We start from the raw sequence: 16,754 nt of genomic DNA, 5'->3' as shown, positions 1-16,754 counted from the left end.
CAGGGAGGCGCATAAGGGGGCCGTCACTTGCTGTAGTTGTAGACGGTCGCCCGGGACACACCGAGGAGGTCCGCGATGGTCCGGGCGGCGTCGCGGGAGTCGAACCAGCCGTCCCGGTGCAGCTGCCGCACCAGTTCCTTCTTGTCCGGTCGGCTCAGCGAGCGGGGCGTGGCCGCGCGCTCGGCCGCCAACTCCTCCACCACCTGCCGCAGTTCGCGTGTGGTGCGGTCCCGCAGGGTCTCCAGGGGCTGGTCCCGGTGCTCGGTGTCGGTGGCCACGAGGTACGACAGGGCCAGGGTCACCGGCGAGAGGACCGACACGTCGAGGTTGAGACACAGGGCCGCGACGTACTCCCCGGCGGTGTTCTTGATCCCGATGGAGGTGCTCTTGGCCGGGCGGCCGTCGGGGAAGCGGTTGGGGTAGTTCTGGAGGACGCTCGGGTAGTCCGGATCGGCGATCCGGGCCAGACCCAGCTCGGTCGCGGAGTCCCCGACCCGGCGGCCGGAGAGGTTGTTCTCGATCGCCCGGATCGCGTGCCGCGGGTCCCGCAGGTCGTGCAGCACCACCTCGCACAACCCAGGGAACATACGACCGAGCGCCACGGCGATCTTCTCGGCCTCACCGATGAGGTGCTCGTCCGCACCGCCAACGACGCCTTCCACGACCAGCGCACCGCCCCACCACATGATTGGACTGATTGTCCAGAACTGGATATTGACTCTAAGAGTCCGACCGACAGTTGTCCAGCGGGGTGATCGAGGTATACATATGGGCCGCCCGGGTGCGGGCCGGTGACCTGGTGGCGCATTCTTGCTGTGTCGCCCGCGGGACGGCGCACGGACGAGGTAGGGCCGATGACTGGGAGCGTCAAGGAGGCACACTCCGCGGCCGGGCGGCTGGCGGCGCTGCTGATCGATGCTTCGACGGAGGCGATCAGTGCGGCCGGCGGCCACGCCGGAGGGGTCTATCTGCGCTCCCGCACGCCCGGAGTGCTCCGGCTCGCCGTCCTGTCAGGACTTCCCGGCCCGCTCTTCCGGCCCTGGTGGCGCCTGCACGTCGACAGTCCCTTCCCCGTCGCGGACTCCTACCGGCTGGGTGTCCAGGTGGTCCTGCCGAACGCCACCGAGACCATGCGCCGCTACGCCCAGTTCGCGGCGGGCCTGCCCTTCGACTTCGGCTCGCTCTACGTACCGGTCGTCAGCGGTTCGACGACCTACGGCGTGCTGACCGTGCTGCGCCCGGCCGTCACCGACGCCGCCGACCTGCTCTCCGAGCGCGACCGCGTGGTGCGGCTCGCGCAGATTCTGGGTGCGGCGCTGCGGGGCCTGGAGGAGGAGGACTCCGACCAGGTCGCCTGGGACGGCGAGCCGATGTACCTGCGGCCGCCCACCGCTTCCACGTCGGTGGGGCGGGTCGGCCGCTTCGCCTGGGACCCGACGACGACCGCGATCACCCTCGACGAGGATCTGCACACCCTCCTGGGCGTACCGCCGAGCGAGTTCCCCGGCACCGTTGAGGCCTTCGCCGACGCCGTGGCCCCCAGCGACGCGCACCGCATCCTGGGCACCCTGCGCGACACCGCCGCGGGTCGGCCTCCGGCGCTGCCGCTGTACCTGCGGGACGCGGACGGCGCGCTGCGTCTGCTGGACCTGTGGACCGCCCACGACCCGCCCGCCGAGCCCGCGGTCCGGGGCGTGGTGGTGACGCCGGGCCCTGCCCCCACGGCCGACTCGGCGGCGGACCTGCTGCCCGACGGCGTGTTCTGCCTCGACCGGCTGGGCCTCGTCGTCTACGCCAATCCCCGCGCCGCCCAGCTCCTGGGCCGCCCCCGCACCGAGCTCGTCGGCCGCGACCTGTGGGAGGCCGTGCCCTGGCTGGGCCGCCCCGACTTCGAGGACCACCTGCGCGCGGCCCTCCTGGCCCCGGACCCGGTCCACTTCCACCTGGAACGTCCACGGCTCCGGGAGGCCGCGGATGAGGCGGGGATCGATGACACCGGGCCGGGGGTGCAGGGCAGCGCAGCGCAGGACGGGGCGGGGGTGCCGGGGGACGCGGCGCAGCACGAGCCGGAGGCCCAGGGCACCACATCGGAGCACGAGCCGCAGGCACACGGCACCGCACCGGAGCACGAGCCGCAGGCACACGGCACCACACCGGAGCACGAGCCGCAGGCACACGGCACCGCAGCGCGGCAGAAGGCTCAGGTCCGGGACACCGCGGCGCGGGAGGTGCCCTCGCGCTCCACGCCCTCGCCGCAGGACACCGACCCCGCGCCGCAGTCGTACGAAGGCGACTGGTTGGCGCTGTCCGTGTATCCCGGTCCCGACCGGCTGACCTGCACGGTGCGGCCCGCGAGCCGGGTGGCGGACAGTCCTGCCGGACACGGGGGCGCCGAGGCGGCCGAGACGGGGGCGAGCCCACTCGCGCCGCTGTACCGGCCGATCGCCCTCGCCATCGCGCTGAGCGAGGCCGTCACCGCCCGGCAGGTGTCCGCCGTCGTGATGCGGGAGCTGCTGCCCGCGTTCAGCGGTCGCCGGCTCGCGATCTACCTGCTCCAGGACCGCCATCTGTACCTGGCGTGGGAGAGCGGCTTCCCGAAGGGCTTCCTCGCGCCCTTCGACGGCGTGGGCCTGGAGGCACGCCTCCCCGGCGTCGAGACCCTCACCAGCGGCCGACCGCTGTTCTTCGACTCGATGGAGGAGCTGACGACCGCCTACCCCGGGATCGCCCTCGACGCGACCGAGGGCGCCCGGGTCTTCCTGCCCCTGATCGCCTCCGGCCGGTCCGTCGGTTCCTGCATCCTCGGCTTCGACCGGCCCCGCAGCTTCTCCACCGAGGAGCGCACGGTCCTCACCGCGCTGGCCGGACTGATCGCCCACGCCATGGAGAAGGCGCAGCGCTACGAGTCGGAGACCGCGCTCGCCCGGGGCCTCCAGCAGGTGCTCCTGCCCCGCCGGCTGTCGGCGCACCCGCTGCTGGAGACCACGGGCCGCTATCTGCCGGGCACCGCGGGGATGGACGTCGGCGGGGACTGGTACGACGTCGTCGAGTCGGGCGACGGGCTGGCCCTGGTCATCGGGGACGTCCAGGGGCACGGCGTGCAGGCGGCGGCCACGATGGGCCAGTTGCGCAGCGCGGTCCGGGCGTTCGCGCTCGGCGACCGGCCGCCGGACGAGGTCATGAGCAGCACCAACCATCTCCTCATCGACCTCGACCCGGGACTCTTCGCGAGCTGCTGCTACATCCGCCTCGACCCCGCCACCGGGCTGGCCCGGGCGGCCCGCGCCGGCCATCCGCCCCCGCTGCTGCGCCGCCCCGACGGCCGTACCCGTGTCCTGGACCTGCCCGGCGGGGTGGTGCTCGGGGTGGATCCGCGGGCCCGCTATCCGGTCACCGAGTTCCAGGTGGACCCCGGCACGGTCCTCGCGCTCTACACGGACGGACTGGTGGAGCGGCCCGGCTGCGACATCGACGAGGGGATCACCGCGCTGCGGGTGGCCCTGGCGAAGGCCGGCGCCCCCGCAGCCCGTCCCGGCCAGCGCTTCCTGGCGGGCGTGGCGGACCGGCTGACCGCCACGGCCCGGCACGCCCCGGACCGCCCCGACGACATCGCACTACTGCTGGCAACCCGCCGCGCAGAGCCCCCACCCGGCACCCACTGACCACACCCACCACCCCACCCCAGGCCCACGAACCCGCACGGCACCCCGCCGGGCCCCGCCCATCCCGCGAACACGCACCGCACCCCGCCCGGCCCCAGGCCGCCCCTTCCCAGCCCGCGCCGACGCGCCCGACACGCTCGCCCGGCGCGCACCCAGCACACAGCGCACAACTCCGGTCCAGCCCGCGCAGACGCGCCGCACCTCCACCCAGCGCGCACTCAGCACGCCCAGCCAGCACCCCTGTTCAGGGCGCGCCGACGCGCACTCAGCGCACCCACCCCCATGCCAGCCCCGCACATACGCACCCGGCACCCCCACCCAGCCCGCACCCAGCACGCCCGCCCCCGCTCCCCTTGACCACCCCCACCACGCCCACCCGGCCCCCCACCTCCCCCTCCCCTGCGTGCGCCCCGTGGAGGGTCTGTCGCTGTTCTGTCACACCGTGTGACGCCCCTCGCCTCCTGCGGCGCGGCAGTGTAGACATGGGCACATGGTCCGACTCCCGGGCCGTTCCGGGGGCGGGTCGGCCCGTCGCCCCGGCGGTCCCCGCCCACCGCAGACACCCGACCGCACTCACGACCAGCACGAGGGCCCGGCACGGGGCAGTTCACCGACCCGGGTGGAGCGCGACGGAGCCCGGAGCGGGCGGGGACCCGGGGCGCTGCGGGCGGCAGTCGGCGGACGCAGCGTGGCCGGACAGGTGTTCGTCCTGCAAGTGGTGATCGTCCTGCTGCTGGTCGTGGCCGCGGTGGTCGCCCTGGTGCTCCAGGTACGGCACGACAGCACCGTGGAGGCCCGCAACCGTTCCGTCGCCGTGGCCCAGGCGTTCGCCAACGCGCCCGGCACCCTGGAGGCCCTCGACAGCCCCGACCCCTCGGCGGTGCTCCAGCCGCGCGCCGAGGCGGCCCGCCGGGCGACGGATGTGGACTTCATCGTCGTCATGGACACCGACGGGGTGCGGTACACCCACCCCAAACCGGACCGCATCGGCAAGAAGTTCGTCGGGGACATCGGCCCCGCGCTGGCCGGGCGCGTGGTCACCGAGGACATCACCGGCACCATCGGACCGCTCGTGCAGGCCGTCGTCCCGATCAAGGACACCGACGGCAAGGTCGTGGGCCTGGTGTCGGCCGGCATCACGACCGCCAAGGTGGGCGGCACCGCCGACGAGCAGCTGCCGCTGCTGCTGACGGCCGCCGCCGTCGGACTCGCCCTCGCCATGGGCGGCACCGCACTGGTCAGCAGACGGCTGCTGCGCCAGACGCACGGCCTGGGCCCGCACGAGATGACCCGCATGTACGAGCACCACGACGCGGTGCTGCACGCCGTGCGCGAGGGGGTGCTGATCGTCAGCGGCGAGGGCCGGCTGCTGCTCGCCAACGACGAGGCGCACCGACTGCTCGACCTGCCCGCCGACGCCGAGGGCCGGCACGTCCTCGACCTCGCCCTGCCCGCCGACACCGCGGGGCTGCTGGCCTCCGGACGGGTCGCCACCGACGAGGTGCACCGGGTCAGGGACCGGCTCCTCGCGGTCAACCAGCGGCCCACCGACATCCAGGGCGGCCCGCCCGGCAGCGTCGCCACGCTGCGCGACTCCACCGAGCTGCGCGCCCTGTCCGGACGCGCCGAGGTCGCCCGCGAGCGCCTGGACATGCTGTACGACGCCACGGTGGGCATCGGCACCAGCCTGGACGTCACCCGCACCGCCGAGGAGCTGGCCGAGCTCGCCGTACCGCGGTTCGCGGACTTCGCCACCGTCGACCTGTTCGACGAGGTGCTCAGCGGCGGGCAGCCGGAGGCGGCGACCACCCTGCGCCGCACCGCGCTCAGCGGGATCCGCGAGGACGCCCCGCTGTACAAGGTCGGCGAACGCATCCCCCTGGTCGACTCCGCGCCCCAGGCCCGCGGCATCAGCAGCGGCAAGGCGGTCCTGGAGCCACGGCTCGCCGAGGCCACCGGATGGCACGCCCAGGACCGGGAGCGTTCCGCCCACGTCATGGAGTACGGCATCCACTCGCTGATCGCCGTCCCCCTGCGGGCCGGCCACCTCGTGCTCGGCACGGTCAGCTTCTGGCGCTCGGAGAAGCCGGAGCCCTTCGACACCGAGGAGGTCGCCCTCGCCGAGGAGCTCGTCACCCGGGCCGCGGTCTCCATCGACAACGCCCGCCGCTACACCCGCGAGCACACCATGGCCGTGACGCTCCAGCGCAGTCTGCTGCCTCGCCGGCTGCCCGAGCAGGACGCCCTGGACATCGCCTACAAGTACCTGCCCGCGCAGGCGGGCGTGGGCGGTGACTGGTTCGACGTACTGCCGCTGTCCGGTGCCCGGGTCGCCCTCGTGGTCGGTGACGTCGTGGGGCACGGACTGCACGCGGCCGCCACCATGGGCCGGCTGCGCACGGCGGTGCACAACTTCTCCGCCCTCGATCTGCCGCCCGACGAACTGCTCGCCCTGCTGGACGAGTTGGTGGCCCGGATCGACCAGGACGAGGCGGAGGAGAGCGGCAACTCCCCGGTGACCGGCGCGACCTGCCTGTACGCCGTCTACGACCCGGTCTCCCGGCGGTGCACGATCGCCCGCGCGGGCCATCCCCCGCCCGCCCTCATCCACCCCGACGGCACCGTCGAGTACCCCGACGTGCCCGCCGGTCCGCCGCTGGGCCTCGGCGGCCTGCCGTTCGAGACGGCCGACCTGGAGCTCGCCGAGGGCAGCCGTCTGGTGCTCTACACGGACGGGCTCGTGGAGGACCGGGAGCGCGACATCGACGTGGGCCTGGAGCTGCTGCGCACCGCCCTGGAGCAGGCGGGCCCCTCGCCCGAGGACACCTGCCGGGCCGTGCTGGACGCGCGGCCGCCGTCCCGGGCCATCGACGACATCGCCCTGATCGTGGCCCGCACACAGGCGCTCGCCGCCGACCGGATCGCCGAGTGGCAGGTCCCCGCCGACCCGGCCGCCGTCTCGGAGGTCCGGGCGTCCGTGTCGCGGCAGCTGTCCCTGTGGGGCCTGGACGAGCTCGCCTTCACCACGGAGCTGATCCTGAGCGAGCTCGTCACCAACGCGATCCGCTACGGCGGCGACACCGTCCAGGTACGGGTGCTCTTCGACCGTTCCCTGATCTGCGAGGTCTTCGACAGCAGCAGCACCTCACCGCATCTGCGGTACGCGGCGATGACCGACGAGGGCGGCCGGGGTCTGTTCCTGGTCGCGCAGCTCAGCGAGCGCTGGGGCACCCGGTACACCCCGGCGGGCAAGGTCATCTGGGCGGAACAACCGCTGCCGTGACCCCATGGACGCCTTTGGCCACCCATAAGCCGGTCTTATGAGCCCATAGATCGGACCCGCGTACCGGGTTAGGCTTGCCTTAGCTTAGGCTTCCCTCGAGTTGATCTGTCACCGCTCGAAGGGAACCTGATCATGCCCCGCCCCCTGCGGGTAGCCATCGTCGGAGCCGGCCCCGCCGGGATCTACGCAGCCGACGCGCTGCTCAAGTCCGATGTGGCCGCCGAGCCCGGTGTCTCCATCGACCTCTTCGAGCGGATGCCGGCCCCGTTCGGACTGATCCGTTACGGCGTGGCCCCGGACCACCCCCGGATCAAGGGCATCATCACGGCCCTGCACCAGGTGCTCGACAAGCCCCAGATCCGCCTCTTCGGCAACGTCGACTACCCCACCGACATCAACCTCGACGACCTGCGCGCCTTCTACGACGCCGTGATCTTCTCCACGGGCGCGACGGCCGACCGCGAGCTGCGGATACCGGGCATCGACCTCGACGGCTCGTACGGCGCCGCCGACTTCGTCTCCTGGTACGACGGCCACCCGGACGTGCCGCGCACGTGGCCGCTGGAGGCCGAGAAGGTCGCCGTCCTCGGCGTCGGCAATGTCGCGCTCGACGTGGCCCGCATCCTCGCCAAGACGGCCGACGAGCTCCTCCCGACGGAGATCCCGCCGAACGTCTACGAGGGCCTGAAGGCCAACAAGGCGCTGGAGGTCCACGTCTTCGGCCGCCGCGGCCCGGCGCAGGCGAAGTTCTCCCCGATGGAGCTGCGGGAGCTGGACCACTCCCCCAACATCGAGGTCATCGTCGACCCCGAGGACATCGACTACGACGAGGGCTCGATCGAGACCCGGCGCGGCAACAAGCAGGCCGACATGGTCGCCAAGACGCTGGAGAACTGGGCGATCCGCGATGTCGGCGACCGTCCGCACAAGCTGTTCCTGCACTTCTTCGAGTCGCCCACCGAGATCCTCGGCGAGGACGGCGAGGTCGTCGGCCTGCGCACCGAGCGCACCGCGCTGGACGGCACGGGCAATGTCAAGGGCACCGGCGAGTTCAAGGACTGGGACGTCTCCGCGGTCTACCGCGCGGTCGGCTACCTCTCCGACAAGCTGCCCAAGCTCCCCTGGGACATCGACTCGGGCACGGTCCCGGACCAGGGCGGCCGCGTCATGCAGGAGAGCGGCGAGCACCTTCAGTCGACGTACGTCACCGGCTGGATCCGGCGCGGCCCGGTGGGCCTGATCGGCCACACCAAGGGCGACGCCAACGAGACGGTGGCCAACCTCCTGGACGACTTCGCGAACGACCGTCTCCAGACGCCCGGTTCGCCGGAGCCGGAGGCCGTGGACGCGTTCCTCGCCGAGCGGAACGTCCGCTTCACCACCTGGGAGGGCTGGTACAGGCTGGACGCCGCCGAGAAGGCGCTGGGCGAGCCGCAGGGCCGTGAGCGCGTGAAGCTCGTCGAGCGCGAGGACATGCTGCGGGAGAGCGGCGCCTGATCCGAACAGAAAGCCGGTCGTGCCGGAGTCCCTCAGGGGAGGCACGACCGGCTTTCCGCTGCCGACCGGCGGAACCCCGGCCCTCGTCCGGTCGTTCCCCTCGTGCCTGTACGGCCGTGCGGGCGGACGCGGGACGAACGGGGGTGGGTGTGGCACGCGTACTGGTCATCGGCGGCGGTGTCGCCGGTACGGCGACGGCCCTGGCGCTGCACAAGGCGGGCTTCGAGGTCGCGGTGCACGAGGCCCATCCCGACTCGGCCGAGGACATCGGCGCGTTCCTCACCCTGGCGAGCAACGGCATGCGCGCGCTGGCCCAGTTGGACGCCTCCGCGGCGGTCACCGCGATCGGCTTCCCGCTGACCTCGCTGCGGGTCCTGGACGACCGGGGCACCGAGCTGGCGCACGCGCCGATGGGCGAGGCCCTGGACCCGCTGCTGAACTACCGGTGCCTGCGGCGCGGCGACCTCAACACCGCGCTCCAGGCCGAGGCGGCCCGCCGGGGCATCCCCCTGCGGCACGGCGCACGCCTCGCGTCGGTCGAGGACGGCCCCGACGGCGTCACCGCGCACTTCACCGACGGCTCCGCCGCGCGCGGTGACCTGCTGATCGGCGCGGACGGCCTGAACTCCGCCGTACGCCGGTCGGTCACGCCCGCGACCCGGCCGTTCCCTTCCGGCCAGTACGTCTTCTACGGCTGCGCACGCGCCGCCGCCCCCTCCGGCCCGGACGCGTGCATCACCATGGTCCGCGGCAGCGGGGCCGCCTTCGGCTACGCGGTGTCGCCCGAGGGTGAGACGTACTGGTTCGCCCGGGTGAGCGGAGATCCGCTGTCCGCCGAGGAGTTGGCGTCGGGCACGCCCGCCCACTGGCGCGAGCGGCTGCTGCCGCTGCTCCGCGAGGACGCCACGCCGGCCGCGGACCTGGTCGCGGCGACCGGCGAGGAGCTCATGGTCACCAACGCCACCGAGATCCCCGCCGGCACCCCCTGGCGCTCCGGCAGGATCCTGCTGGCCGGGGACGCGGCGCACGCGGCCTCCCCCGCGACCGGCCAGGGTGCCTCGATGGCGCTGGAGGACGCCGTCGTCCTCGCGAAGTCGCTGCGGGACACGCCGGACACGGACACCGCGCTCGCCCTGTACGAGCGGCTTCGCCGCCCCCGCGTGGAGCACAACATCACCGTCAGCGGCAACATCTCCCGGGGCACCCACACCCCCTCCGGCGGACCCCGGCCCGCTTCCCCGGACGAGGAGCTCGTGCGGCTCCTGGACTGGAACACCGACCTCTGGACGGAGCGACGGGGGTCGCGCGGCTAGCGCCCGTCAGTGGTCGACGGTCACCACGATCTTCCCGATCTGCGACCCCGCCTCCAGATAGCGGTGCGCCGCCACGATCTCGTCCAGGCCGAAGACCCGGTCGACGACCGGTGCGAACGCCCCGCCGCTCAGCCCGGAGGTGACGAACTGCGCGGCCCTGCGGAGCCGTTCGGGGTCGGCGGTCGTCTCCCGGGTGACGGTGTAGGTGCGCATGTTCAGCGCGGGCATGCCGAGGTCGAAGCCCGGGTACGGGGTGGGTTCGCCACTGAGGGCGCCGTACAGGAAGAGGGTGCCGCCGGGCGCCACCGCGCGGGCGAGATCGCGCACGCCGGGTCCGGCGACGGCGTCGAAGACGAACTCGGCGCCACGTCCGGCGGTCAGTTCGAGCACGCGGGCGGCGACGTCCTCCTCGTCGGTGACGATCACCTCGGCCGCTCCTGCTGCCAGCAGCGCGTCCTTCTTGGCGGGGCTGCGGGTGGTGGCGAGAGGGGTGGCGCCGACGCGGCGGGCGGTCCGGATCGCGGCCAGGCCGACACTGCTGGAGGCGGCGGTGAGGACCACGGTGTCGCCGGCCCGCATGCCGCCGACCTCGACGAGCGCGCCGTACGCGGTCAGGTACGGCATCCACACCGCGGCGCCCGTGACGGCGTCGAGCCCTTCCGGGCGGTGCAGGACGGCGTGGGCGGGCACGATCGCGCGTTCGGCGTAGACGCCGTGGTCGTTCATCGAGAAGGCGGGGATCACGCTGACCGGCTGTCCCGCCGCGAACCCGCTCACCCGCGCGCCCACGGCCTCGACCACACCCGCGGCCTCGGTGCCGAGGCGGGCCGGGAACTCCTTGACGGGTTCGATGTAGTTGCCGCTGCGGAACAGGGCCTCGGCGCGGTTGAGACCGATCGCGTCCACGCGGACCAGCAGCTCGCCGGGGCCCGGTGCGCCGACCTCGACGTCCTCGATCCTCAACACGTCCGGTCCGCCGAGCTCATGGAACCGTACCGTCCTGGTCATCACGTGTCCCCCTCCCGTCGGACGGCGCCGGCAGCGCCGTACTCCCGGCACCGAGCCAAGCGCAAAGTACGATAGCTGTCAAACTACGAGAGGCTTCGAACTTATCGGGTGCTCAACCCTCTCACCGACCACCAGGCCTTTAGAATTTGAGTCCGAACGACCTCCGCCCGACGAACGACCCGCGCCCGACGAAGGAGCCGCCCGTGCCCGGCCAGCGATCCATCACCCAAGCCGAGAAGCTCGCGGCCGAGAAGCTCGGCGGGTTCGCGATCCGCCGGGACCGGATGGCGGCCGTGGCGAACATCTACCGGGCCGCGTCCGCGGTGCGCCAGCACCTGGAGAACTCCGTCCTGCGCGGCTCCGACCTGACCTGGACGGCCTTCGTGGTGCTGTGGGTCGTGTGGGTGTGGGGCGAGTCGGAGACCCGGCATGTCGCCGAGGAGGCCGGGATCTCCAAGGGCACGCTCACCGGTGTGGCCCGCACCCTGGAGTCGCGCGGGCTGCTCAGCCGCTCCGGTCACCCGACCGACGGGCGCCTGGTGCTGCTCCGACTCACCGAGAAGGGCGAGGAGTTGATGCAGCGGGTGTTCCCGGCGTTCAACGAGGAGGAGGCCTTCGTGACGGCCGGCCTCAGCGACGCGGAGTGCCGGGGCCTCGCCGAGGGACTCCGGCAGGTCGTCCTCCAGGTGGAGGAGCACGGCGAGGAGCGCCGCCGCACCCTGCTCGACGGCGCCGAGCCCGCCCCGCGGCGCAGCGGCCGGCGCCCGAAGGCCTGACGCCGGTCCCGCCGGAAGACCCGGGGACCCGTCAGGAGAACAGGGCCTGGATGTCCGGCTTCTTGCCGCCGAAGATGCCGTCCTCCTCGCCGAGGGCGGCGAGCTTCTCCAGGGAGGCCGTGTCGACCTCGGCCGGCCAGCTGGGCAGGATGAGCCCGCTCAGCACATCGCCGCCGATCTTGGTGTAGGTGGTGAGGATCTGCCTGGCCTCGTCCGGGTGACCGCTGGCGTATGCCAGCGACTCCGTCATCGCCTCGGTGAAGTTCTTCACCAGCGCCGGGTCCTGCTGCACGGTCTTCGCCGAGGTGAACCAGGTCGCGACCGTCAGCTCGGGGTCGGTCTCGGCGAAGGGCGAGGCGACGACCCGGGCACCCTGTGCCTTGGCGACGGTCTGGGCCGGCTCCCCCATCCACGCGGCGTCCACGCGGCCGCCGTCCAGCGCCGCCGGCATCTGGTCGAAGGGGATCTCGACGAACTTCACCTTCGCCGGGTCACCGCCGGCCTTGCGCACCGACTCGCGGACCGTGGTGTCCCCGATGTTCTGGAGCGTGTTCACGGCGACCGTACGTCCGGCCAGGTCCTTGGCGGACTTGACGGTGCTGTCCTTCTTGACGAGGACGGCGGTGACGTCGGCCCCCACCTTGCCGTTGGACGCGGCCCCGTTGACCACCGACTTCACGGGCACGCCCTTGGTCTGCGCGAGCATCAGTGAGGTCGTGTTGCTGAAGCCGAACTGGAACTGCCCGCTCACCACCCCGGGGATGATGGCCGCCCCGCCCTGCGCGGTGACGGTCTTCAGCTCGATCCCGCGCTTGGCGAAGAACCCCTTCTTCTGCCCCAGATAGAGGGGCGCCACGTCGACGATGGGGATGACCCCGACCGTCACCCGGGTCTTCTTCCCGCCGCCCGCGGACGACGCGCCGCCGCTGCCGGAGTCCGACGATCCGCACCCGGCGGCACCCGCGAGGGTCATCACCGCAACGGCCAGTCCGAGCATGCGCCTTCGCATGGGGCCCTCCTGACGAGGCGGCAGACACCTCATGACCCGCCCATTGATGTTGTGCACATCATTGACGCCCGCAATGTACACGCCTACCTTCGCGGTGTCAGTCCCCCCGACCGCAGGAAAACCGGACTGCGCCAAGGAGCCCACGTCTCGTGATGCACCGCATCCGCACCCGTACGCTCGTCGCCGTCGCGGCACTGCTGCTCGCCGCCCCCGTCGTCCCGGCCGCCCACGCCGCCGCCGAGGACGTCCATGTCGAGGGCCGGCTGCCGTCCGGAGCGGCCTACCTCATGGACGTACCCGCCGACTGGAACGGCACGGTCCTCCTCTACAGCCACGGCTACACGCCGGCCGGCGCGCCCAACCCGGCGCGCAACGCGCCCGACGACACCACCAAGTCCCTGCTCCTGAAGCAGGGTTACGCGCTGATCGGATCCTCGTACGCCACCACCGGGTGGGCCGTGACCGAGGCCGTGCCCGACCAGCTGGCCACCCTCGACACGTTCACCGCCCGCTTCGGCCGCGCCGGACGCACCCTGGCCTGGGGCACCTCCTACGGCGGTCTGGTCACCACCGCCCTGGCGGAGCGTCACCCGTCCCGGCTGGCCGGGTCCTTGTCGATGTGCGGGCTGGTGCAGGGCGGTGTCGCCAACTGGAACAGCACACTGGACCCGGTCTTCGCCCTCAGGACACTCCTCGCCCCCGGCTCCGGCATCCCCCTGACCCGGCTGCCGAACCAGACCGCCGCCACCGAGGCCTCCGACGCGATGACCGCCGTGCTCGCCGGGGCGCAGCGGACCGCCGACGGCCGGGCCCGCATCGCGCTCGCCGCGGCCCTGCACAACATCCCCGGCTGGAACGACCCGTCGCAGCCACGGCCCGCCCCCACCGACTGGGACGCCCAGCAGACCGGCCAGTACCAGGCCGTCCTCGGGCTGGTACGGTTCCCGGCCTTCGTCTGGCGCCAGGAGGCCGAGTCCCGGGCCGGCGGCTCCATGTCGTGGAACACCGGCGTCGACTACCGCGCCATGCTCCACCGCTCCCCGTACCTCAAGGAGGTCGAGGAGCTGTACGCGAAGGCGGGCCGGTCCCTGACGTCCGACCTCAACGCCCTCGACAGGGCCCCGCGGGTCCGTGCCGACGCCCAGGCCGTCCGGTGGATGAGCCGGACGAGCACCTTCACCGGCCGTCTCACCAGGCCCCAGTTGAACATCCACACCACCGGCGACGCGCTGATCCCGGTGCAGTCCGAGAGTGCCTACCGCCGGGCCGCCACGGCCGCGGGCTCGGCGCCCCTGCTGCGGCAGCGCTTTGTCGACAACGCGGGCCACTGCACGTTCAGTCCGGGCGAGCAGATCGCCGCGCTGCACACCCTGGAGGACCGCATCACCACCGGCCACTGGCGCGGTAGCGACCCCGCCACGCTCAACTCCCGTGCCACGAAAGCCGATCCGGCCTCGGCGGCACGCTATGTTCCGTACGTGCCGACGCGTTACCCCCGCCCCTACGACCGGACCCGTCCGTCCGACGAGCACCGGCGACAGCCCTGACCGGAGAACGCGTCACGGCTCCTTGGTCTCGGATTCCAGCGAGGCCCGCGTCTCCGTGCCGTACACCCCCGAGTCGTCCTGGAGGACGAAGCGAGTGACCTGGTAGGTGCGCACCGCACTCTCGACGGTCCGGCTGAAGTCGCCGTCCGCCTCCCCGTCGTAGAGCCCGACCTGCCTCAGGCGGAGCTGGAGCTCGACGACCTCGGCGCCCTGGTCACCGTAACGGAGCACCGGGGGCTGTCCGTTCGAGCCGGTCGGCCTCGGGGCCACGGTCGAGGTGGCGGCGGCGCTGGAGGGGGCGAGGGTCGGGGTGGGTGTGCCCGACGGGGTCGCGCTGCCGCTCGGGTCCGCGCTCGGCGAGGAGGAGGGCGACGCGGACGCCTCGGCCGAAGTCGCCGTAGCGGAAGGGGAGATGGCGGACGGGCCGCTCGACTGCGGCGACTGCTCCGGTACGCCCGCCCGTACACCGCCGGCCACCGAGCCGTCGCGCGCGGGGCCGTCGTACGAGAAGAGTCCGCCGACGAATCCGCCGGTGACCAGGACGGCGACGGCCGCCCCGGCTCCCGCGAGGAGTACCGTCCGCCGTCCGGGGCGGCCGGGTTCGCCGTCGGCCGGGGACCGAACGGCCGGCTCTTCGACGGGGGCAGGCAACACCGCGTCGCCCCCGGTCGGCAAGTCCCCCTTAATGCTGGGCTGTTCGGGCTCGTCCGCCGGGTCCGCGGGCTCCTCGCCGACCTCCACGAACGGCCGGATCCGCACCGGATCGAAGTCCTCGGCGGCCGCCGCCTCGGCCGTACGGGACTCCAGGTGGGCCTCGGCCGCGCGGTGCGCGCAGGTGCAGGAGGGAGTGCCGTCCGCCGCCCGGGGCGCCCCGCACTCAGGGCAGACGAGGACTGGTGGTTCACTCACGCGCGTTCCCTCTCCGTACGATCTTCATATCGTAGACAGATATGCCGCGCGGAAATTCCACACCTCCTATCGATCTGGAACGGCCACATCCGCAGGGCCGAGTTTCAGCCACCGCGCGTGAAGCGAGGGTGAACGGAGGCGGACGCGGGGCCCCAACACCCCGCCAGACGTGGGCGACTTGACGGAAGATGAGTGCACGGACCCGCGACAACATGGGGTAACCAGCGGTAACTTCTGTCCCGCCAGCACCACCCGCGCCACTCCTTCAGGAGACACTCCCCATGCGCAGACTCCTCGCCTGTCTGGCGGCGGCCACCGCCGTCCTCGGCGGGCTCACCGCGGCCGCCCCGGCCGCCTCGGCCGCCGACTCGGGCAGCTTCAGCGTCCTCAGCTACAACGTGGCCGGCCTGCCCGAGGCCATCTCCAGCGCGCCGACCCCGCGCGAGCCGAGCACCACGGCGATCGGCCAGCGGATCGCCCCGTACGACATCGTCCATGTGGAGGAGGACTTCAACTACCACGCCTACCTCTACGCGGGCGACACCAACCACGCCTACCGCACCCCCACCAGCGGTGGCGCCGGCATCGGCAGCGGTCTCAACACCCTCTCGAAGATCCCCTACGACGTGGACGACTTCGAGCGGGTGCGCTGGAACTCCTGCCAGTACGACTCGGGCGACTGCCTGACCCCGAAGGGCTTCACCTTCATGCGGGAGCGCCTCGCCGAGGGCGTCTACGTCGACTTCTACAACCTGCACACCAACGCGGGCACCAACGACGGCGACCTCGCCTCGCGGGCGGACAACCTCAACCAGCTCACCACGTTCATCAACAGCCACTCCAAGGGCAACGCGGTCGTCGTCATGGGCGACACCAACACGCGCTACACCCGCTCCGGCGACACCATCGGCGAGTTCGCCGCGGCCAACGGCCTCACCGACGCCTGGGTCCAGCTGATCCGCGGCGGCACCCCGCCCGCGAAGGGCAGCGATGCCCTGGTCTGCGACCAGACCGGGGCCACCGTGCCCAACACCTGCGAGGTCGTCGACAAGGTCCTCTACCGGGGCAGCAAGCTCGTCTCCCTCAACGCGACGTCGTACAACAACGAGCACGCCAAGTTCCTCACCGGCGACGGGCTGATGCTCTCCGACCACGACCCGATCACGGTCGGGTTCAGCTGGTCGCGCAACGCCGCCTTCCAGCTGAGCGACCAGTTCGGCGGCCCGCACGGCGACTACTTCAACGACATCACCGGTGTCCCCGCCGGCGCCCGCGCCACCACCGTCGGACTGCGCGCCGGTTCCCGGGTCGACCAGCTGAGCCTGACCCTGGCGAACGGCACCGCGCTCAGCCACGGCGGGACCGGCGGCACGGCCTCCTCGCTGACGCTGGGCAGCGGTGAGTACCTGACCTCGGCGCAGCTGTGCCAGGGCGTCAAGGACGGCAACACCCGTATCTTCTACGCCAAGTTCACGACCAGCCTCGGCCGCACGCTGGCCGGTGGCACCACGACCTCGGACTGCGTGACCCGCACCGCGCCGACCGGCTGGCAGATCGCCGGCTTCCACGGCCGTACGGGCGACGAGGTCGACAAGATCGGCTTCGTCTACACCCAGCGCTGAACCACCCGCCCCAGCGCCGACCGACCCACCCCGGGGCGCCCTCCCGCGCCCCGGGGTGCACAGGAACCACAAAAGTGCGGCCGGACGATTGACGCGCTCATGGCCAGGGCCTACCTTCTGATCGATTT

At 72.5% G+C, this 16,754-nt stretch carries 11 protein-coding genes; 7 read left to right on the top strand and 4 right to left on the bottom strand.

Annotated features, from left to right (window positions below; genetic code table 11):
• Nucleotides 1-23: 23 nt before the first annotated feature.
• Complete coding sequence (locus tag AC2XR2_RS41445) at nt 24-686, bottom strand: helix-turn-helix transcriptional regulator (protein WP_491517955.1); 663 nt, start codon at nt 684-686, stop codon at nt 24-26.
• Between the two features lie 168 nt (nt 687-854).
• Here AC2XR2_RS41445 and AC2XR2_RS41440 point away from each other — a divergent pair, with 168 nt between their 5' ends.
• The 4 genes from AC2XR2_RS41440 to AC2XR2_RS41425 all read left to right on the top strand — a co-directional run bounded on the left by AC2XR2_RS41440 (nt 855) and on the right by AC2XR2_RS41425 (nt 9,755).
• Nucleotides 855-3,662, top strand: a complete 2,808-nt coding sequence (locus AC2XR2_RS41440; RefSeq protein WP_491517954.1) for a SpoIIE family protein phosphatase — start codon at nt 855-857, stop codon at nt 3,660-3,662.
• A gap of 490 nt (nt 3,663-4,152) precedes the next feature.
• Nucleotides 4,153-6,945: a SpoIIE family protein phosphatase gene (locus AC2XR2_RS41435; protein WP_330262428.1), complete on the top strand. Its 2,793-nt coding sequence runs from the start codon at nt 4,153-4,155 to the stop codon at nt 6,943-6,945.
• 132 nt (nt 6,946-7,077) lie between these two features.
• Nucleotides 7,078-8,442 carry an FAD-dependent oxidoreductase gene (locus AC2XR2_RS41430; RefSeq protein WP_491517953.1) on the top strand — a complete coding sequence of 455 codons (1,365 nt, stop codon included), beginning with the start codon at nt 7,078-7,080 and terminating at the stop codon, nt 8,440-8,442.
• Between the two features lie 149 nt (nt 8,443-8,591).
• Entirely contained in the window at nt 8,592-9,755 is a 1,164-nt protein-coding gene (locus AC2XR2_RS41425; RefSeq protein ID WP_491517952.1) for an FAD-dependent oxidoreductase, read from the top strand.
• Nucleotides 9,756-9,761: 6 nt separating this feature from the next.
• On the opposite strand, the gene AC2XR2_RS41420 is transcribed toward AC2XR2_RS41425, so the two are convergent.
• A complete protein-coding gene (locus AC2XR2_RS41420) occupies nt 9,762-10,763 on the bottom strand; it encodes a zinc-dependent alcohol dehydrogenase family protein (RefSeq protein WP_449349856.1) in 1,002 nt (333 codons plus the stop codon).
• A 203-nt stretch (nt 10,764-10,966) separates the two neighbouring features.
• Here AC2XR2_RS41420 and AC2XR2_RS41415 point away from each other — a divergent pair, with 203 nt between their 5' ends.
• A complete protein-coding gene (locus AC2XR2_RS41415; protein WP_123765678.1) occupies nt 10,967-11,539 on the top strand; it encodes a MarR family winged helix-turn-helix transcriptional regulator in 573 nt (190 codons plus the stop codon).
• Between the two features lie 31 nt (nt 11,540-11,570).
• Here the strand turns inward: AC2XR2_RS41415 and AC2XR2_RS41410 are convergent, their stop codons facing one another.
• A complete protein-coding gene (locus tag AC2XR2_RS41410) occupies nt 11,571-12,548 on the bottom strand; it encodes an ABC transporter substrate-binding protein (protein ID WP_381298209.1) in 978 nt (325 codons plus the stop codon).
• Between the two features lie 152 nt (nt 12,549-12,700).
• On the opposite strand from AC2XR2_RS41410, the gene AC2XR2_RS41405 reads away from it, so the two are divergent.
• Nucleotides 12,701-14,095 (top strand): alpha/beta hydrolase family protein, encoded by a 1,395-nt coding sequence (locus AC2XR2_RS41405; protein ID WP_491518591.1) that lies wholly within the window; start codon nt 12,701-12,703, stop codon nt 14,093-14,095.
• 12 nt (nt 14,096-14,107) lie between these two features.
• Here the strand turns inward: AC2XR2_RS41405 and AC2XR2_RS41400 are convergent, their stop codons facing one another.
• On the bottom strand, nt 14,108-15,004 hold the full coding sequence (locus AC2XR2_RS41400; RefSeq protein WP_491517951.1) for a peptidoglycan-binding domain-containing protein: 897 nt from the start codon (nt 15,002-15,004) through the stop codon (nt 14,108-14,110).
• A gap of 281 nt (nt 15,005-15,285) precedes the next feature.
• Here AC2XR2_RS41400 and AC2XR2_RS41395 point away from each other — a divergent pair, with 281 nt between their 5' ends.
• Entirely contained in the window at nt 15,286-16,626 is a 1,341-nt protein-coding gene (locus tag AC2XR2_RS41395) for a jacalin-like lectin (RefSeq protein ID WP_491517950.1), read from the top strand.
• The last annotated feature ends 128 nt before the right edge of the window (nt 16,627-16,754 follow it).

This window comes from Streptomyces sp. LS-MS-L19, assembly GCF_058382285.1.
Note: the sequence above shows the minus strand (reverse complement) of the source record. Positions and strands in the feature narration are given on the sequence as shown.

Excerpts from the sequence above, each read along its gene's own strand:
- AC2XR2_RS41405 (WP_491518591.1), top strand. The coding sequence starts at position 12,701 with ATGCACCGCATCCGCACCCGTACGCTCGTCGCCGTCGCGGCACTGCTG.
- AC2XR2_RS41430 (WP_491517953.1), top strand. The coding sequence starts at position 7,078 with ATGCCCCGCCCCCTGCGGGTAGCCATCGTCGGAGCCGGCCCCGCCGGG.
- AC2XR2_RS41445 (WP_491517955.1), bottom strand. The coding sequence starts at position 686 with ATGTGGTGGGGCGGTGCGCTGGTCGTGGAAGGCGTCGTTGGCGGTGCG.
- AC2XR2_RS41395 (WP_491517950.1), top strand. The coding sequence starts at position 15,286 with ATGCGCAGACTCCTCGCCTGTCTGGCGGCGGCCACCGCCGTCCTCGGC.
- AC2XR2_RS41410 (WP_381298209.1), bottom strand. The coding sequence starts at position 12,548 with ATGCGAAGGCGCATGCTCGGACTGGCCGTTGCGGTGATGACCCTCGCG.
- AC2XR2_RS41440 (WP_491517954.1), top strand. The coding sequence starts at position 855 with ATGACTGGGAGCGTCAAGGAGGCACACTCCGCGGCCGGGCGGCTGGCG.
- AC2XR2_RS41435 (WP_330262428.1), top strand. The coding sequence starts at position 4,153 with ATGGTCCGACTCCCGGGCCGTTCCGGGGGCGGGTCGGCCCGTCGCCCC.
- AC2XR2_RS41420 (WP_449349856.1), bottom strand. The coding sequence starts at position 10,763 with ATGACCAGGACGGTACGGTTCCATGAGCTCGGCGGACCGGACGTGTTG.